Annotated in this window: 12 protein-coding genes and 2 pseudogenes; 10 read left to right on the top strand and 4 right to left on the bottom strand. The window is 68.2% G+C overall.

The genetic code is table 11. The features are described from left to right. Window positions 1-439: 439 nt before the first annotated feature. Both ACFWIA_RS33950 and ACFWIA_RS33945 read right to left on the bottom strand, forming a co-directional pair. Window positions 440-5,689: a type I polyketide synthase gene (locus ACFWIA_RS33950; RefSeq protein WP_387011123.1), complete on the bottom strand. Its 5,250-nt coding sequence runs from the start codon at window positions 5,687-5,689 to the stop codon at window positions 440-442. Window positions 5,690-6,082: 393 nt separating this feature from the next. After that, window positions 6,083-6,412 (bottom strand): annotated as a pseudogene (locus ACFWIA_RS33945) (IS5/IS1182 family transposase); the annotation flags it as partial. Between the two features lie 185 nt (window positions 6,413-6,597). Between ACFWIA_RS33945 and ACFWIA_RS33940 the strand changes: the two are divergent. The 9 genes and pseudogenes from ACFWIA_RS33940 to ACFWIA_RS33900 all read left to right on the top strand — a co-directional run bounded on the left by ACFWIA_RS33940 (window position 6,598) and on the right by ACFWIA_RS33900 (window position 15,743). Next, entirely contained in the window at window positions 6,598-7,845 is a 1,248-nt protein-coding gene (locus ACFWIA_RS33940) for a wax ester/triacylglycerol synthase domain-containing protein (protein ID WP_387011122.1), read from the top strand. 547 nt (window positions 7,846-8,392) lie between these two features. After that, window positions 8,393-8,887 carry a hypothetical protein gene (locus tag ACFWIA_RS33935; protein WP_387011121.1) on the top strand — a complete coding sequence of 165 codons (495 nt, stop codon included), beginning with the start codon at window positions 8,393-8,395 and terminating at the stop codon, window positions 8,885-8,887. A 208-nt stretch (window positions 8,888-9,095) separates the two neighbouring features. Further along, complete coding sequence (locus tag ACFWIA_RS33930; RefSeq protein ID WP_387011120.1) at window positions 9,096-9,617, top strand: NUDIX domain-containing protein; 522 nt, start codon at window positions 9,096-9,098, stop codon at window positions 9,615-9,617. Between the two features lie 88 nt (window positions 9,618-9,705). Beyond that, window positions 9,706-11,124 carry a prenyltransferase/squalene oxidase repeat-containing protein gene (locus ACFWIA_RS33925; RefSeq protein WP_387011119.1) on the top strand — a complete coding sequence of 473 codons (1,419 nt, stop codon included), beginning with the start codon at window positions 9,706-9,708 and terminating at the stop codon, window positions 11,122-11,124. 502 nt (window positions 11,125-11,626) lie between these two features. Next, window positions 11,627-11,851, top strand: a pseudogene (locus ACFWIA_RS33920) (methyltransferase dimerization domain-containing protein); the annotation flags it as partial. Window positions 11,852-12,189: 338 nt separating this feature from the next. Continuing rightward, entirely contained in the window at window positions 12,190-12,660 is a 471-nt protein-coding gene (locus ACFWIA_RS33915) for a methyltransferase (protein WP_387011118.1), read from the top strand. Between the two features lie 60 nt (window positions 12,661-12,720). Next, a complete protein-coding gene (locus ACFWIA_RS33910; RefSeq protein WP_387011117.1) occupies window positions 12,721-13,980 on the top strand; it encodes a beta-ketoacyl-[acyl-carrier-protein] synthase family protein in 1,260 nt (419 codons plus the stop codon). Between the two features lie 4 nt (window positions 13,981-13,984). Continuing rightward, a complete protein-coding gene (locus ACFWIA_RS33905; protein ID WP_387011116.1) occupies window positions 13,985-14,719 on the top strand; it encodes a class I SAM-dependent methyltransferase in 735 nt (244 codons plus the stop codon). Beyond that, the gene (locus ACFWIA_RS33900; protein WP_387011115.1) at window positions 14,706-15,743 is read left to right on the top strand and encodes a methyltransferase; all 1,038 of its coding nucleotides are present in this window, start codon (window positions 14,706-14,708) and stop codon (window positions 15,741-15,743) included. The genes ACFWIA_RS33905 and ACFWIA_RS33900 overlap by 14 nt, the downstream gene beginning before the upstream one ends. 530 nt (window positions 15,744-16,273) lie before the next feature. On the opposite strand, the gene ACFWIA_RS33895 is transcribed toward ACFWIA_RS33900, so the two are convergent. Beyond that, window positions 16,274-18,061 carry an acyl-CoA dehydrogenase family protein gene (locus ACFWIA_RS33895; RefSeq protein ID WP_387011114.1) on the bottom strand — a complete coding sequence of 596 codons (1,788 nt, stop codon included), beginning with the start codon at window positions 18,059-18,061 and terminating at the stop codon, window positions 16,274-16,276. Between the two features lie 338 nt (window positions 18,062-18,399). Here ACFWIA_RS33895 and ACFWIA_RS33890 point away from each other — a divergent pair, with 338 nt between their 5' ends. Continuing rightward, a complete protein-coding gene (locus tag ACFWIA_RS33890; protein WP_387011113.1) occupies window positions 18,400-18,831 on the top strand; it encodes a hypothetical protein in 432 nt (143 codons plus the stop codon). Window positions 18,832-18,924: 93 nt separating this feature from the next. On the opposite strand, the gene ACFWIA_RS33885 is transcribed toward ACFWIA_RS33890, so the two are convergent. Beyond that, window positions 18,925-19,068 (bottom strand): hypothetical protein, encoded by a 144-nt coding sequence (locus ACFWIA_RS33885; RefSeq protein WP_387011112.1) that lies wholly within the window; start codon window positions 19,066-19,068, stop codon window positions 18,925-18,927. Window positions 19,069-19,323 lie beyond the last annotated feature (255 nt).

Here is a 19,323-nt window from a genome sequence, read left to right as displayed (position 1 = left end):
GCAGGAGGCGGATCATCAAGATCCGCCTCCTGCGCCGGTGGGCGTTCACTTGGGGCTGGTACGCGGACGGGAGGAGTGATCGGCCCGTTGCAGTCTCGCGATGCCCGCGGCTCCTTCGGGCAGGTCCGCGGCGGCCAGCTTGCGGCCGTTCTCGTCCTGGACATCGATATCGTGGTGGGGTCGGCGCGGAGCACGGTACCGGGATTCCTCCCAGCCCGTTTCTCCACGCCGCCCTCCCGAACCGTACGTGCGAGCGGGCCCCGCATCCGGCTCTCCACAAGCCCCGTTGGCCAGGCGCAATGTCGGCAACACGAACGCGCGTCCCATCGAGCCGCCCCGCGGCTGCTTCTCATCAGCCATAGTTTTCAACTGCTTTCGCTATAGCCTCGATCTTGTCGATGTACTGGCGCGTCCGATACCGATACGGGCACGCGACGGTTCAGGTCCGCCCCACCCGCTGGAGGTAGCGGACGACTTCCTGAACCGTGGGGTGCTGCCACAGCAGAGTGACTGGGAGCCCGACTCCGAGGGTCTTCTCAAGGCGGGCGCGGATCGAGAGCGCCATCCGCGAGTCGAGACCCAGGTCGAGAAGGGGACGCTGGTGGTCGATCTGGCCGAGGGGTATCCGAAGTTCTTCGGAGATATGCCGTGCGACGACGAGTTCGAGATGGCACCGCCGCCTTTCCTCGGGTAGCTCTTTCCACTCTGTGCCCGCAGGCTCTCCCTGAGCGTGCGGAGGGCTGGACACGGGTGCTGTGGTGAGTCCACTGAGCAAGCGCAGGGGGCTGGCTGTCGGTTTCGCGATGACGGGCAGGATCGCCGCGTACGGAACGCCCTGCTGCTCCGCGTGTTCCCAGCATGCGAACGCGGTGTCGGCCGAGATGTCGCCGGTCCCCGAAGCGGCCATCTCCTGCCCGAAGATCTCCGTGGCGGTCGAGTACAGACCGAGCCCTCGCCAGCCCGCCCAGGCCAGTGTGAGTGTCCCCTTGTCGCCTTGGGCGTGGCGGTGGTGCGCGAAGCCGTCGAGGAAGGCGTTGGCCGCAGCGTAGGAAGCCTGCCCGGTGCCGCGGATGAGCTGACCAGTGGAGGAGAAGAGGACGAAGAAGTCCACACTGCCAGGTGGGAACAGTTCGTGCAGGACCAGTGTGCCGTCGACTTTGGGAGCCAGGACGCGACGCAGGGAAGATTCGTCGATGTGGCCGATCAACTGGTCATCGGTGATGCCGGCGGCGTGGACGATGCCCCGGACTGGAGGCAACTGCTGTTGAGCCATGGCTAGGGCGCGGAGGGTGCCCTCGCGGTCGGAGACATCGGCTACGGCGAGGTGAACGGTCACCCCGCGTTCTTCCAGCCGGTGGATGGCGTCGATGCGGTGCTTCACCGGCGCGGGTTGGTCAGCGTGCCAGTCCCTGCGGGGCGGTAGGGGGGTCCGGCCCAGCAGGAGGAGTCGGCGGGCGCCTCGACGGGCGAGCCAGTGGGCGGTTTCGAGGCCGAGTGATCCCAGTCCGCCGGTGATCAGGTAGGTGCTGTCGGGCTGGCACGGTCGCGGGGACGCCGGGGTCCGTGAGGGCAGCGGGGCGAGACGGGCGACGCTCACTCTCCTGCCGCGGATCAGATAGGTGTCCTCACCGTTGTCGGCTCCTAGAACGGAGAGCAGGGTGGCGGCATCGGTGGGGTCGGCGATGTCGATGTGCCCACCCCACAGTTCGGGATGTTCCCCGGCGATGGCACGGCCCGCGCCGAGCAACGGGGTCTGCGCCAGCGCCTGGTGTGTGGGTGCCGAGGTCGCGGCTTCGGTCAGGCACCACAGGCGGGGTTGACGGCCGGGAGGGAGGCCGGCGAGGTGACGCGCGGTGCGTAGGAGGAGCCAGACCCCGTCCCCCGACGTCTCGCCGACGCGGTCCGCGGTACCGGGCAGGGGAGGAACGACCACCACAGCGGTGTCACGGGCCCCGTCGGTGAACTCCCGGTCCGTGATGCCCTCCGGCCCGTCGAGGACCGTGTGGGGGACGGCCGCGGCGGTCAACACGTCTTGGAGCCGAGGCGGAACCGGGCAGCCAGCCGTTACCACGATCATGTGCTGCGGACGTTTCGACGACTCCGGCCGTGGTCGGGGCCGCCAATCGACATGAAGGGTGACGCGGCGGACATCGGGGAGAGAGCGGGTGCCGTCGAGGGCGCCGAACTCAAGCCCGTGAATGGCCGCGACTATCGTTGTGCCGGGGGCGGCGACCTGGATGTCGATGCCGCCCTCGTCCTCGTTCACCTGCGCGTGGACCGCGAACTCCGCCGGGGGGCTGCCCCACACGTTCACCCGACGCACCCGCGTGGCCATCCGAGGGGCGGGGTCGTCGAGGAGCAGCACGGCTGGGATCGTCATGGCGGCGTCCAACAGTGGTGCCCAGTTCGCGCCTGAGTTGATGAGGGGAGTGGGCACACGGCATCGGGCCTGGACGTTCTGAGCTCCACGCCGCAGGTCGTCGACCTGCCAGTCGAAGGCGAAGCCTTCCACTCCAAGTGGACGGAGCAGGTCCAAGAGGCGTGTGTGGTCCAGGACGGTGCTGAGGCAGTGGTGATCCTCCCGGGCCTTGGATGGCTGCGAGGAGAGCGTGTCCAGACGGGCGGTGGTGTGGGCGAGCCAGCTCGTGGCCGAGTGCCCGGGGACGGTTGCGGCGGGGCGGGAGTGGAGCGTGAACATCCCTTCCCCGAGGGTCACCTGCACCTCACGGGGTGTCCCGACCGGGAAAGCGGCACGCAGCGCGATGTCTCGCAGGGCGAGCGGGTGGCCCGTCTGGTGGGCCGCGTTGAGGAAGGTGTTGATCAGTACGGAGGCGGGGACGATGTCGACACCGTGCACCCGATGCTCTTGGGGGTGGGGACGACGGTCGCTGTTCGCTGTTGTCTGCCACACGCACCGGGTGCCCTGTCCGGCGATGGTGGTGCCGGGGCCCAGGAGAGTGTGCTCATCGGGATCGTGTCCGCCTCGACGGAGACTGGTCTCCGTCCAGTACCGGGAGTGCTGCCAGACCGTGCCTGGCAGGTCGGCCAGTTGTCCGTCGTAGTGGGGAACGGACCAGTCAACCCGCAGTCCGGCACAGTGCAGCTCCGCAAGGTTCGCGAGTAGGGCCTCAGGTCCTGTGTCCCGGCGCAGGGAATGGGCGACGGTGAACTCGTCGAGATCCCTGCCGACGGCCAGGGTTTCGACGAGCGAGTGGGTGACGATGGGGTGACTGGAGATCTCCAAGAACGCGCGGTAGCCGTCCTGGGCGGCCGCCGTGACAGCCTGACTGAACCTCACGGCGCCGCGCAGATTCGCTTGCCAGTAGCGGCCGTCCCTCGGAACGGATGAGCGGGGATCGTCGACAACAGTGCTGTACAAGGGCACTGACGGTCGATGGACAGCGAGGGTCTCCACCGCTTCGGCGATCCCTGGCAGCAGAGGGTCCATGTGCGGACTGTGCGAGGCGATGTCGGTCCTGACGCGTTTGACGAAGACGCCCTCGTTCTCCCACCGTTCGCACCATTCGTCCACGACGGACCGGTCACCACTGATGACCGCGGAAGTCGGCGAAGCGTGGACAGCCAGTGACAGATGTCGGGCGCCGGCCACTTCCTCGGCGACCCGATCGGGAGGAAGCCCCACCAGGGCCATGGCTCCCCGCCCCCGTGCGGACCTCACCAAGCGTGCCCGCCGGCAAGCCAACCGGGCGCCATCCACGCGGGACAGCACTCCGGCGGCGACGGCGGCGGCGATCTCTCCCATGGAGTGCCCCACCACCGCGGCGGGTTTGACGCCGTGGGCCTCCCACACCGCCGAGAGCGCGGTGTGCATCAGGAAGGTGAGTGCCTGTACCGACGCGCTGTCGTCCAGCGGCCCTTCGGTCAGGGCCCAGGCGGGATCGATGCCCAGTTCTTCCCGGAACACAGAGGTCAGATCTTCCACCACACCCGCGAACACCGGCTCCGAGTCGAGGAGACGCCTCCCCATGGATGGCCAGTGCGACCCTTGGCCGGAGAACACCCAGACCGCGTCGACGTCCTCATGTGACATACGCCGCAGTACCACTCCCTGTCCTGGCTCTCCCCGTTCTACGAGGCTGAGGCGGTCGGCCAACTGCCCGTGGTCACCCGCGATGACGGCCCCGCGCCAGAGCAGTGCGGATCGGTGTCGTGTGAGGGTGTGGGCGAGCGATGACAGGGGCACGTGCGGATGGCTGTCCAGCCATGTCCGAAGGGAGCGGGCGTTCGCGCGCACCCCGTCACGGGACATGGACGACAAGGGGAAGACATATGGTGGCGGCTTGGCTCGGTCGGTCACGGCCACCGTAGGCATTCGTGGTGCGCCCATGTGCCTCGTCGGGCGCGCGGGGCGGATCGGTTCGGGAGCCTGCTCCAGGATGAGGTGGCCGATGGTGCCGCCCGCGCCGAAGCTGGAGACGCCCGCTCGTCGCGGATGCCCTCGATTGGGCCACGGCATGGTCCGCCGTACCACGCTCAGCCCGCAAGCGGTCCAGTCGATCGTGGGATGGGGAGCTTCCGAGAATCTCGGAGTCGCTGGGATGGCTCCGGCCCGCATCGCCAGTACGGTCTTGATGACGCCGGCCACTCCGGACGCCGATTCGAGGTGGCCGATGTTCGCTTTGACCGACCCGATGGGACACGGATCGTCCGCCGGCCGCTCGCGGCCGAAGACCTCCGCCAGCGCCGCCGCTTCGAGGGGATCACCGACCACGGTTCCGGTGCCGTGGGCCTCCACGTAATCGACCGTCGACAACGCGATGCCCGCACGATCGTAGGCCGTGCGCAGCATATGGGCCTGGGCGGTGTCGCTAGGGGCCATGAACCCGGGCGTCCGGCCGTCCTGGTTGACGGTTCCGCCTACGATCAGGGCCAGCACCCGGTCACCGTCACGGCGGGCGTCCACCAGCCGCTTCAGGACGAGGACCCCCGCTCCCTCACCGCGTCCGTATCCGTTGGCGGCGGCGTCGAACGGCTTGGACAGCCCATCCTCGGCGATCGTGCCCGCGTCGGTCATGCCCAGCAGCGGGGCAGGTCCGATCATCAGGTGCACCCCCCCGGCCAGCGCGAGGGGAATCTCGCCGTCCAGTAGGCTCCGCACCGCCAGATGGAGAGCCGTCAGGCTGGATGAACAGGCCGTGTCCACCGAGAGGCTGGGACCACGCAGATCGTAGAGATACGAGACTCGGTTGGACACGCCGTAGTGCATTCCGCCCGAGACGCGCAGGGCATCGACACCAGCGACATCGCTCAGCAAACGACGGCCGTAGTCGCTGTCCGCCACGCCCATGAAAACGCCGGCGTCGCTGCCTGCGAGGCCGTGGGGCGGGATTCCCGCGTGTTCCAGCGCCTTCCAGCAGACCTCCAGCACGATCCTCTGCTGCGGGTCCATCACCTGTGCCTCACGCGGAGAGACGCCGAAGAAGTTCGCGTCGAATCCCGTGATGTCGTCGAGAAACGACCCGTACTGCACCGAGTGCCGGAGCAACCACGCCATCTCGGGGCTGTCCGAGAGGTACGGCTCCCACCGCTCACGAGGGACCGGTCCGACCGTCTGTTGGCCCTCCAACAGGAGTTGCCACAACGCCTCGGCGGAGTCGCACGCCGGCGGGAACCTCAGAGCCATCCCCACCACTGCGACTGGCTCACGCCCGCTGTCACCGCCTGTCATGGCACGGGGTCTTTCGGGCGGCCCTGAAACGGGGACGCCGGGCGTCGGCTTATCAGAGTGGCCCCTCGCCCTGTGCGGGCAGAGGAAGCGTCGTTCGGATCACTGCTGGTTCGCCGGAGCACGCTGAGCTGACGTGCCGCCATGAATCGGTACCCGGAGAGGGTGGCCACCTGCCTGGAAGGGCGCGGTTTCAGCCGTTCCGGAGCCCCGGGCTGTTTCGAGCATCCGCTGTCTCTCATGAGAAACCTCCTCACCTACTCGAAATGCGATTCCCTCCTCTTGCGGCTAGTGTCATCATGCCCGAATAGAAAGAACCACGCTCACTGGAATCTCTCAGCGTCGAAGACCAGTCGAGCGTGCCCGATAGCGGAACCGATGCGTTGAGTGTGTCCGGCGTTGTCTCTCCAGGATGATGACGGCTTCGGTGATGACGGCCATGCGGTTGAGGCTGATGCGGGATATCCGGAAGATCTGCGAGGACTTCGATCGTGCCCCTCGTACGACGGGCGCCCGGGTCGCGGGCGGAGTTCGGTTGACGGGTCCGCTCGATATGGGAGTCCGCCGCTGGGCGGGCGGCGCTTGGCGGTGGTGCCCCAGTCGTCTGTAGCGATGTGGGCGAGGGGCGGGACGCCCTGGTCGCACAGAGCCGGAGATGGTGTGGGTCCGGGCGGCCATCAGGTCGTGGGTGCGGCCCGGCAGCGCCGCTGAGGCGTCGAACACCTCCCTCAACGACATGGGCGCCCTGTCCGTTGCGCACCCGACCTCACACCGCCTCGCCACCCGATCAGTGGCCACGCTGAGGTGAGATCACTGTCGTCGGCATGCTTTATGAGCTGTGTACCCTCATTCTGTTCAGGACGGCATGGATAGGTATCCGGCCTGGCTCCTAACTCCGCGAGGACGGCAGCATGTCGACGACATCACTCGAAGTCAATTTCCTCACCAAATCCTTCGTACGTCTGGGCACCCTCACCCGCGAACCGTCGGACCTGTACTTCGGTTTCCATTTGCGGATGCGGGGTTCACCACCTGATCTCGCCATGTTGCGCGCACATGTCGCCGATCGTGTTTCGCGTATACCCGCGCTCACTCACCGTCTCGTCCTACAGGACGGGCGGATCCGGTGGGAACCAGACCGGGACTTCGACATCACCCGCCATGTCCGCCAACTCCCCGGTACCCGTCCCGCGTACTGCCCGGCACAGGCACTCCTCCATCCGCCACCAGATCCGGCCAGGCCACTGTGGGGCATGTGGCTACAGACAACGGAAACCCAGGGCTGGGGACTCAGCTTCCTCGCACATCACGCAGTGCAGGACGCCACCGCGACGCTATGCACCTTGCGGTTGTTGCTCGGCTCGGCACCCCTGGCAACCCGTACAAGTCCCCACTCCCTGAAACCCCGCCCCCCGCAATGGGCCACGAGGCTCCTTCCCCTGCTCCCCGACCTGCTACGCGCCTTCCGTCCCGCCGCAAGAACCCCACAGCCGGACAAGCACGGACCGCAGCCGCGCGAACTCGCCCACACCTCGGTCGACGTGGAACTCCTACGGGCAGCAGCGCGAGCGACAGGTCTCACCGTCAATCAGGTCCACCTGGCGGCGTTGGCGAGAGCACTGTACGCGTGGGATCCCGTGCACGAGCGCGCGGCAACCTCCCTCTGGCGTGCGGCTCCGTGCGCGCTGCTTCCCGTCGACGTCCGCCACCCGCACGAGCACGAGGGAATTCCATCGCTGCCACAGGGCAATCGCATCGGCCTGCTGCGTGTGCCCCTGCCCCACAAGGCCGGGGGAGCCCAGGACATGCCCGCGATGAGCAGACAGCGCTTGGCCGCTCGTCGCCGTGCGCTGCGCATCCTCACGGAACACACTCCGGAACCCCTCGCTGATCGAATCTTCGGACGTCTCACAGACCCGCGTGGCGTGGCGCTCACGGCCTCTTACGTCCGGATGGACGAACCCATGACGGCTCTTGGCGCTCGGGTCATCGATATCGACGCCATTCCCTGGCTTCCGCCAGGTCACACCTGCTTCACCCTGCTCCTCACCCACGGCGCGAGCGCCAACCTCGCTGCGCTCACCGACACGGCGGCCAGACACCCACGACGATTGGTGCGACTCTGGGCACACGCGGTGCATGACATGAGTGCCGCGTAGTTCACCCGGTGGATATCCGGTTGCGGCGGCCGGTCCGCGCCGCCCCCGGGAAAGGGCGGACAGGCACGGTTGGTGGCCCGTCAACACGGTGTGCGTCACCCTCCTGTTCCACGAGGAGGCTGGCCCTCGACCGCTGCGCTTGCAGGTGAACCGTTGGGTGGGCTCCCGAGCGCCAGCTCCGCGGTGAGGAGCGGGGAAATCCGATTTCTGTTTCCCGGAGAGCTGACTCACCCTCAAGGACCGGCGGACGCACCGGCGATCGCTGGACACGATGATGCGACGGTGAGCGGGGTCAACCCGTGCCGACTGTGTCCTTCTGCCGTCCGCAGGTGCACCGTCGGGGCTCACGCGCCCGGTGCGCACCTCTAGCGACTCACACCTCTGAGCTCCCGTACCGCCTCTGCGTGATCCCTGCTCCCCCGGAGAAACGGTGCATAGATCACTGCGCTGGGGGAGAACGGATGATGGAGAGCGGCGGAGAGCCGCAGCCCGTCCGTGGAGACCACCTCCACGCCGGGAGAACCTACCCGCGATTCGGGAGTGCGCCATGCCTCAATCGGCACAAGAAATCAGCCTGTTGGCTCGTAAATGGCTGTTCCGGCAGGAATGGGACTTCGCCGCTCGACCGGACGACAGGGATATCGGTCTCTACGCCAAGGCCCTTCTGGTCTGCGCCAAAGGCGACGGTGTGATCTCCCAGCAGGAGCGGGACTGGGTCCTCGGCTACTTCGCCGCCTACTGTGGGGACGCCGAGACGCTGGAGGAACTCGCTGTCTATCCGGCCGAGGATGATGTGACGACCCTGGTGACCCGGTCGGCGATCGTCTACGAGACCCGTGGCTCCCTGGTCTTCGATGCTCTGCGGGCCTGCGACGCAGATGGCGAGCTTACCGCGGACGAGGTCGCCCGAATCAAACAGGCCGCTGCTGCCCTGGAGATCTCTGGAGAAACGGTCGAACGCTTGAAGGAGTTGTACCTACAGGAGAAGACAGCCAGGTCCGAGCGCAACACCCTGCTGTACCCCGAGGGATCTCCGATCTGATGTCACCAGCCTCATCTTGGTCGCTAGACATCGGATCTAACGGGCGAAGATGTGACGTCGCAAGATGAGCCTGTGCAACTCGAAGAGTCCTCGTTTCCGCCCGTGTGAAAAGAGAAAGAGGCGGCTCCCCGAGGGAAACGTGAGGTGGCTTCGAAGGGCGTCATGTTAGCTGACGTCGAGTCGAACTCGCAGCAGGTTGGGAACGACTGTGGAACTGATCGACTTCGTCGACGCCGATGACCATCCGGTTGCACGCGGACCACGTGGACAGGCGCACCGGAGCGGCCTGTACTACCGAGTCGCCGCGACCATTCTGATGGTCGGTCCTGCCCGCGTTTTGGTCTACCGTCGGCGACCGACCGCCCAGGTGTTCCCCGGCCACCACGACGTCCTCGTCGGTGGGTCTGTACGGGCGGGGGAGAGCTATGGACATGCCGCCCAACGGGAACTGGCCGAGGAGTTCAGCATCCGCCCCCGGCTCCGCAAAGTACTCCGGATCCCACAGTCCTCACCGATCGGTCCCTGCCACTTGGCCGTTCATCTGGCCGAAATCGACCACCTCATCGAGCAGCTACGACCGGATCGTGCCGAAATCGATGGTCACGCCTTTTCTGAGATCGCCCAACTGCTCACCGATCCACCCCAACCGTTCACTCCCAACGGGGGCGAGGTCCTGCGCCAGCTGTTTGCCGGGCCCACACCTCACTTCGGAGCACCACATGCGCCATGACCTGGCTACCTGCCGCCACAGGCTTGCTCGCCGCGTTCTGGCCCGCCTGGGTCCCCACGGAATGATCCGGGCCCCCGGAGCAAGCCGGGTGCTGGAATCCGCCCTGCTGCTGTCCCTGCTCACCAAGGAGAGACTCGCCGCGCGGGAAGCCTGCTCGGCCCATCGCTACCTCAAGCACGTCCTCGCTACCTCCCCGCCCGACCGCCTCCAACACCACTTGGCGCAGGCGGCAATGGGCGAGAAGGTTCTCTCTGGCGAGGCCATCCATGACGCCATGTCCTCCTTGTCCTCCTTCCAACACTTCAGCTCTCACCGTAAGCTGCTGACCTTCCAGACGCTGTTTGCCGAACTCGGCTCCCCGCTCGCCCCGGACACCGTACCGATCGACGCCTACGAGGTCGGTGACCAGCAGATCTGGCTCAAGCTCCAGATGTCTGCGCTCAAGGTCATGGCCATGCCTGAGGCTGCCACGGACTCCGACTGGGCGCGGCTCACGCCCGTCCTTCAGCGGGGACCGGTCTGGCAGGCCAACCACTTCGCCCGCTTGCTGGGCTTGCTCGCGCTGCGCAAACACCACGCCCACCGCCCGGCTGTCCGACGGACCTTGGCCCGCGTGGCCACGGAGCAACTTCCCGGCGGAGGTCTGCCCTTTGTCACCGACGTGGACATCTTCGCCACTGCCATCGCCGGCACAGCCCTGGCCCGCAGCACTCATCTTGGCGATCCGAGACTGACCACGATGGCCGATGCGCTTGCTGCCGGGCAACATCACGACGGCGGATTCGGCTTCGCCACCCAGGTGTCTCAGAGTGACGTCGACTCCAGCTCCTACGCTCTTGAGTTTCTCCGAGCCGCCACACCCGGCCGGCACTTCCGTGCCATCGCCCAGGCAGAGAAGTACCTGATCGCCCAGCGCAACCTGGACGGCGGGTTTCCCACTTTCGTACGCGGGACCCCCTCCGAGATCGCTATGACCGCAGGAGCTGTGAACGCACTCGCTCCCAATCCTGCCTACCGCGATGAGACTGAACGCGGTGTGGCCTTCCTCGTGGACGCGGGCCCGGTTGTCGAACGCAGTTGGAGCCGTAGTGTCAACAACGCTGTCTTTCGCGCCACCCTTGCCTACGGCACCCTCACTTCACAGGCCCCCGTCTCGTTGCGATTGGCGGCCCACGACGCCCGTCACCGCTGCCGTCAATACCTCGCTGACACACAACAACCTGACGGAGGCTGGGGTCACAAACCTGGCGACGCCAGCGATCCGATTAGCACTGCCTACGCTGTCATAGCACTGACCGACGCCCCCGAGCACGCGTCGGTCCTCAACCAGGCACTGGGCTACTTGCTCGCCCAACAACAACCCGACGGCGGGTATCGGAGCAGACCCGACCAGGCGGGGCCCCGGCCACTCTTGTACGACATCCCCGCACTCGCAGACATCACCACCCTCCTAGCGCTCAGCACCGAAGCCGACAGCGAAAGCGACACCGAAAGCATGGCCACATAGCCGTTGTCGGACAGGACCCCTCACCTACTCGCTCTCAGGGCGGGCCAGGCGGACGCCTCGCGCGGTGCCTGGTCCAGGGGCGGCGCCGGACCGGGGGCTCCCCGTTCGAGCCTCCCGGCGACATCGCGCGGGCTCATCCCCCGGTCGTCTGGGCGACCGCCCTGAAACGCGGAGGCGCGGGCCCGAGTGCGAACGAAACGCGGGGGGGGAGCGATTCTGCATGGACCGGGACATCGGCACGGCTGGGTACCCAAACCGCCGCACCACGCTTCCGTGCGCCGGGAGACGAAGGTAGCCAGCGTGACAGGAGACGGCTTGAATGAGGGGCAGACGGCTTGAACGAACGGTCGGACGGCAGGGCGCCGGTTGCCTGCCGGCCCGCGAGCACGCGAGGCGTTCCCGTCCGGAGCGGTCGTGCACCGTCCCGCGCGGGGGGTGGCCGGGCGGACTGCCGCCGGCCGGTGTCCAGCACGAGGCCGCATGACGGGGAGGAAGAACCATCATGGAGGTTCACGGCAGTTCTGTGTCACCGGTGCCGCTGATGCGGTTGACCACCGGATTCTGGGGCTTCAAAGCATTGGCCATCGCAGTCGAGTGCGCGTTGTTCACACGTCTGGCGGACGGAAGCGCCCTTGACTTGGCGGAAGCCGCGGACGAACTGGGCCTGCACGAGCGTCCGGTCGACATGCTGCTGGCCGCCTGCGCGTCACTGGGGCTGCTGGAGAAGGACGGCGCGCGGTATCGCAACGACGCGCTGGCGGAGGAGTTCCTCGTGGTGGGTCGACCCCGCTACTTCGGCCACTTCGTGCGGTACTGCGACCACCGTAAGTACCCGGCGTGGCAGCGTCTGCTGGAAGGGCTACGGGCCGACCGGCCCTTGTGCTGGGACCCGGAGCGGCAGGAGTCGGTGTTCGCGCCCGGCGATCCGGTGATGACGGAGCTGTTCTGGGAGGCGATGCACTCCCTGTCGGCGTTCACCGCCGAGGCGCTGGACGACGCCTATGGCTTCGGCCGGCATCGGCGGCTCCTGGACGTGGGGGCGGCTCCGGGGCGTTCCCGATCGCGTTGTGCCAACGGCACAGGCGGCTGTCCGCGACGGTGCTCGACCTGCCGCACGTGTGCGACATCGCCGCGGAGCGGATCGGGAGGGCCGGGCTCGGCCAGAGCGTCGATACCGTCGCACACGACTTCAGAACCGACGAGCGGCTCCCGGGCGGCTACGACGTCGTCCTGCTTAGCTCGGTCCTGCACAACTGGGACGAGCCCACCGACCGCGCGCTGCTGGGCCGGTGCCGCACGGCGCTGGAACCGGACGCCGCCGTGGTGATCTGCGAGCTGCTGCTGAACCCGGAGCGTACGGGCCCGACGGACGCCGCCCTGATGGGCCTGAACATGGTGGCCGAAACGCAAGGCGGCCGGAACTACTCGGAATCCCAGTACCTCGCCTGGCTCACCGACGCGGGCTTCACCGAACCACGGGTGATCCGGTTCGACGCGCCCGGAGCGAACGGCGCCGTGGTCGCCGTCACACGATGACCTCGCCGGGGGAGCCCCACCGGCACGGACACCGGAGGACATCATGCGGGAGGACACGACATGACGGACAGACGTGTGGTCATCACGGGGCTCGGGGCCGTCACCCCCCTGGGCACGAACGTCGAGGTGATCTTCACCCAGCTCATGGCCGGACTCAGCGGAGTGCGGGAGACCAGCCGCTTCGACACCTCCCGCTGCCCGGTCAAGACCGCAGGGGAGATCACCGGCTTCGTACCCCAGGAGCACGGCATCTCCGCACGTGATGCGCGCGTCCTGGACCGCTACCAGCAGTACGCGCTGGCCGCGTCCGACGCCGCCCTCACCGACGCGGGCCTGGACCTGCCCCGCGACGAGATCGTGTCCCGCGTGAAGTCCCCCGAGCGCTACGAGCGCTACGGCGCGGCGATCGGTGTGGCGCTCTCCAGTACCGAGGTGCTCGAGGAACAGTTCGCCCGTCTCGCGGAGAAGGGCGCCCGCGGCGTCTCACCGCGTCTGTTCAACATGACCCTGCCGAACGCCGCCACATCCCTGTTGTCCGTGCGCCACGGGCTGCGCGGCCCGCTGGTCACCGTCTCCGGGGCCTCCGCGTCCGGGGCCGACTCCATCATCGCGGCCTACGACAAGATCCGGCACGGCCGCGCCGAGGTCATGCTCGCGGGTGGTGCGGAGTCCCCCGTCACCGACCTCATCGACTCCGGCTTCGCCCAGAACAACACCGGGGCCCGCTCCGGCGCCTGCCGCCCCTTCGACCGGGACCGGGACGGCACCGTCCTGGGCGAAGGGGCGGCCGTCCTCGTTCTGGAGGAAGCCGGACACGCCCGGGCGCGCGGCGCCCGCCACTACGGCGAACTGCTCGGTTACGGACTGCGGGGCGACGCCTTCGACATGAGCGACATCTCACCCGCATCCGCCCCCGGCATGACGGCCTGCCTCCGGGAAGCCCTCGCCGACGCGGGTCTCGCGCCCGAGCGGGTGGGCTACGTCAATGTGCACGGCACGGCCACCAGGTCCAACGATCCGGCCGAGGCCACCGCGCTGCGCAAGGTCTTCGGACCACACGTCGACCAGCTGCGCGTCAGCGGCGTCAAAGGGGCCACCGGACACACATTCGGGGCGTCCGGAGCACTGGAACTCCTTGCCACGCTGCTCGCCGCCTGCCGCGACCAGGTGCCGCCAACCCACGGTCTGCGCGTCCCCGACGCCGACTGCGATCTCCCTCATGTGATCGGGCGGGGCGTCGGCACACCCGTCGGGGCGGCGATCTCCACGAGCGTGGGCATGGGCGGCAACAACGCGGCGATCCTCGTCCGCGGGGCCTGACCCCGTGACCACCGACTACGCCACCGCGTGGCAGAGCTACTGGGAAGACCTGCCCGCACACGCCGGCGAGGCCATTTGGGACTCCCATGACACCGCCCTCACCACGACCCTGCTGCGCGAACGCCTGCCCCTCGGGCTCCCCATGGTCGACTTGGGCTGCGGCAACGGCACCCAGACCCGCCAGCTGGCCGGGCACTGCGCACGGGTCATCGGCGTCGACCTCTCCCGGGCCGCGCTGGATCACGCCCGGCGGCTCAACTCCGAGCCCAACATCACCTATCAGTGCCTGGACCTGTGCGACCCGGACGCCACCGACCGACTGCGACGGAGCTACGGCGACTGCGACGTCCACATGCGCTACCTCCTGCACCAGCTCCCCGCGGAACACCGGCCAGCCCTGCTGCGCTCCATCACCACGCTCCTGGGCCTCCGAGGCCGCCTGCTCGCCATCGAACTCGACGAGGACGCCCACGCCGCCATCAGCGCGCTGGCCCGACAACCAGGCGGCCCGCTCCCGAAGCTGGCCCGCGCCCTCGACCACGGCATCCGCCCCGCCCAGCTGACCCGCGCCCAACTGGAACGCCTGCTCTCCGACGCCGGGCTGCGCATCCGGGTCCGGGGCCGCAGCGTGCTGCGCACCACCCAGCGCCTGCCTGACGACAGCCGTCTGACCCTCCCGGCCGTGTACCTGGTCGCCGACGCCCGAGCGGAGAGAGAACACACCGATGCCCTGGCGTGAACTCTCCCACGACGACATCGACGTCCTCCTCCACGGCCACATCGCCTTCCAACTGCTCGGCTCAGCCCATGAACTCGGGCTGTTCGACCATCTGTCCGCCCACCCAGGGGCCACCGCGCGGGAGACCGCCGCGGCCACGGGCCTCGCCGAGGGCCCCTTCGCCGTCCTGCTCGGCGGCCTGCCGGCCCTGAGCCTGGTCACCGACGACGGCGGCCGGCTGCGCAACGCGCCGGCCGTTGAACGGACCCTGGTCACCGGCCGTGAGACCAACCGGACGGCACTGCTGGGCATGCACCGCCACCTCGTGTATCCCGGAGTCGGGGACCTCCTCGCCTCGCTCCAGCGCTCCACCAACGTCGGCTTGCTTCATTTCCCCGGCGCCGGGGACACCCTCTACACGCGGCTGGCCGACCGGCCCCGGCTGGAGAAGGTCCTCCACGACGGGCTCCACGCCCTGTCCAAGGCCGCGTTCGACGGTCTGATCCGGTCCGCCGTGCTCACCGGAAACGAACACGTCCTGGACATCGGCGGCGGCGACGGCTCCAACGCCCTTGCCCTGGCCCGGGCGTACGGAAGCCTCACCGTCACCATCGTCGATCTGCCGTCAGTCCTGCGCATCACCGAGGCGAACGTCACCGAGGCGGGACTCCGCGACCGCGTCCGATGGCACGCCGCCGACTTCCTCACAGAGCCGCTGCCCGAAGGAGCGGACACGGTCCTGATGGCCCACGTGCTCCCCATCTTCCCGCCCCGGACCAACAGACGGCTGCTGGCGAAGGCGCACGCGGCCCTGCCGTCCGGAGGCCGGGTCCTGATCTCCAACACCATGCAGGACGACACCGAAGACGGCCCCGTCATGCCCATGCTGTTCTCGGCCTACTTCCTCTCCCGCGCCTCCGGCAGCGGCTGCTACTACCCCTGGGCCCACCATGAACAGTGGCTCCGGGAAACGGGCTTCACCGAGGTGCGGCGTCTCGGCGGAATGCCCTACGCACACGGCTTGTGCGTCGCCACCAAACCTTGACCACGGCGGAGGTCTGGTCGGGTGGCGGTCGGGGGCGGACCGTTCCGCTCCGCGGCGCGAGGACCCCGCCGGACTTTGTCCTGGGCACGGCGCGCCCCGGGCGTTCCGAGTGCGCTCAGCGATTCGTTCGAATGCGGCGCCCACCACGGCTGCCTCGTCCTCACCGTACATGGCCTCCGCCCAGCTGCTCCCGGACACGGCACGGGACACCGGACGGTCCCCCCCCACGGGAGCCACTGGACATCACAGAACCCTGGGCACCACGAACTCCACCATCCGGAACGACGCACTTCACCGGGCCCCGCGCACAGGAGCACAGCCATGGACATCAGGGACCATGACGACACCCCTGCCTACTCCCTGAGGACCGCGTCCCGCCCGGCACCGGTCCTCGGACACGCCCTCGCCCTGGGGATCTGCCCCCGGCGCGTCTACCTCGTCAACAACCCCGTCTGCTCCACCGGATGCTCACCACCCGGTGGAGCGACTTCGCCGGCGGACTGCCAGCGCGAAGCGCCGTTCCCACCCGGTCACTCTGTGTCCGGAGCGGCGGAGCTGCCCGTGGAAGGAGCGGAGGGCCGTTCCCGGTGCCATGGGGTGATTCCGGTCCAGGCGCTCAGGTAATCACGGGCCACGAAGGCTGAGGGGACCAGGTCAGGGGTGATGCCGAAGGCTTCGGTCAGGACAGGGAGCAACCGCGCGAGGCCGTCGAGGAGACCATCCTCCGTCTGGGTCAGCCCCCGCGCGGTGGAGGCGTCAAGCAGATCGTGGGCGGTGTACCAGTCCGCGTGGGCCAGGACCTGGTCAATTCCGTACAGCTGAGCGAGGTCGCGCAGGATGAGGGCGGCCCGGCCCTGGCGTCGCCGTCCCTCCTCGGTGAGCGCGTGCGCGGCCCAAGCGGTGGCGGTGGCTTCAGCGAGGGCGACGGCCCGGGCGCCGGACCGGAGGGCATCGGTGTCCAGCAGGACGCGGGCACGGCGGTCGAGTAGCCGCAGCCAGACGGGGGCTTCACCCGGAGGCTGGGGAAGCGGGGAGGTACCCTCGCTTGCGAGGGCCCGGCCGTACGCGACGCGCAGCACTTGGTTGTCGCCTTCGGCGGTGATGACGCCTTGGGTGATGCCCAGATAGTCAGTGATCATGTTGGCCCGGAACATGCCCTGTGCTCCCAGGCGTTCCCGGCATTGCTGGAGGACGGACAGAGCGGTCTCCGACAGCAGAGGTTTGGCGAGCATGGCCAGAAGGGAGGAGTCCCGCGGGGGCACGGCGGGATCGGCCAGAGCAGCGCGGGCCCGGTTGCCCAGAGCGGTGACGGCGTAGAGGCGGGAGGCGGCGAGCGTCAACGGGATCCGGACGTTGTCCCGGTCGATCATGAGGACCCCACCGGCGGTGCGTCGTCGGTGCGCATAGGCCACGGTCAGCCACAGCCCCGCGCGGGCCGCGGCCACCGCTCCGCGGGCGAGCGCGACCCGGCCGGTCCGAAGCGGTTCGATCGTGTGGTGGTAACGGTCGCGCAGACTAGCGAGTGAGCTGTGAAAGCGGCCCTGTTCGTCGAAGTGCGCGATGCCCCCCGTGAGCAGGCCGTCCTCGGGGACGACGGCTCCGTCGAAATGGATCAGCGCGTGGTCCATGGGGCAGAACCCCGTATCCGGCATCCGGTGCACACGCATCCCCGTCGGTGGTCGCCCGCCCCGCTCCCACAGGGACGACAGGAAGAGGAAGACGCCCTCGTCCCGTCCGTCGGCCATGAGACGGGCCGCGACCAGGATGATCCTCGGCACCCGTTCGTCCCCGACGTTGGGCATGAACTTGACCGCTGCCGCCTTCGGCGTGTGAAGGGTGAAACGACGGCGTGCCGGATCCCATCGGGCCTCTGTCCGCAGTTCGCGCGTGTTGCTGCCGCCTCCGAGTTCCGTGAGGAGGAACACCCCGATGTGTCCGCCGTCGTCCAGCGCCGCCCGTGCGCGGTCCTGTTCGGGGCAGGGACGTCCCAGGCGCTCCAGCGCTCCGACCGTGAGGTTGAAGTGACCGCTCAGCAGGGGAAAGAGGTCGGGGACGGAGACGGCGGCCCAGTCGAAGAGGGAGAAGACCGTGTCCGGGTCCCTCGCGATCTCCCGTGAGGTCCCCAGTTCCGCGATGACCCCACGGAGTTGCTCGTACGCGATGTGCACGCGCTCCGTGTGCGTGGGGCCGGAGCCGTGGGGTACGAGGACTGCGGCGACCGCGCGGCGGGCCCCCTCGTTGGCTGTGTGCCGACCGTCGTGGACGAAGTCGGCCAGTGCCCGCCGGACCTGGTCACCGGACTCCTGAGCGTTACGCATCGAGGCTGCCTCCCGCGAAGCGATCGAGGCTGACCTGGGCGGGCGGCCGGGATCGCTGTTGTCCAGCACACGTCGGTGCCTCCTGTCCGGCACGTTACCCGACAGGACCGCCCGCCCCGGGTCTTCCGGCGGACCGGCCCTCAGGGTGGCTCGGTGTGTCCCCGGCACCTGAAGGAGGTTGCCCGTGACGGCCAGCGTCCCGGGCACGGACGATCGGCTGTCATGGCCCGTGACCCTCCCCCTCCTCGTGTTCCCCAGGTCGGTTCGCCCAGGGGAGTGAACACTGGTGCGCACGTGCTTCCGCGACCGGGCGGAACGAAAGAACGACACGGTGTCTGATGAATTCTCCCCTGGAAGCGGAAGCCACCGGATGCCGGCGCCACACCGTCAGGTCCGGGATGCCGCTCGCTGCCGTTGCCTCAATCCGATCTCGACCGCTGTTGGAGTTGCCGCAGGACATAGCGGACTTTGAGCAGGACCTGCTGTCCGAGTTTGTGCTAGCCCGGGCTGCGGCCGGGATCGCCGACGAGACGATCTCCGACGACGTGAAAGCGCTGATGCAACTGCGCGGCTGGTGCGGCCGCCCGCTCTGGGAGTTGGTCCCGACTGACCTCAACCGGTTCTTCGGCGAGGAGCAGCGACGGCTGGCCACGCTGATGAAGGTCCGTAAGGCGCAGACCCTCGCGACGTACTTCGAGTTCCTGGAGGTGCGGCATCAGGCGGATATCCACGCGGCGATTGGCGTGCTGGGTGCAGTGCCCGGTCGATGAGATCAACCGCCCACGCGGCAAGACCAACATGCGAATGCGAATCCGCCGCTGGCCGCAGACGTTGATCGGCTCTTCGCCGGATGGCGCGACGATCTACATTCGGTTCAGAACCGTCGGCGGATAGATCTTTCCGCTCAGTCCGTCGGTCGGCTCGTAGGTGGCGCGGACTCGGTCTGCACCGTCCTCCGATCGTGCGTCGGCTGCGGCGAGCAGCCTTTCGTAGAGGTCCACGATCATGATCAGCCTCCAAGATCCGCTGAGCGCAAGGGACGGGCACGCCGGCCAACAGTCGTGTGGAGCTGCAGACTTCGGCAGGGCGGGCTCATCGAAGCAAGTGAATGGTTGGCCAACAAGTTGGTTTAAGAACGTACTGACCTCCTTTGTCAGTGGCCGCCTATAAGAGGTCGTTTCCTCCCGTTCTTTCATCCTGTTATGCGAGCTTGATCCGGTGATGTCGGGTCGCGCCAGGAGATGGTGCTCTCGCTGGTCAGG

It is taken from the genome of Streptomyces sp. NPDC127068, from assembly GCF_042724695.1.
Classification (GTDB): Bacteria; Actinomycetota; Actinomycetes; order Streptomycetales; family Streptomycetaceae; genus Streptomyces.
This window is presented reverse-complemented; position numbering and strand designations above follow the sequence as displayed.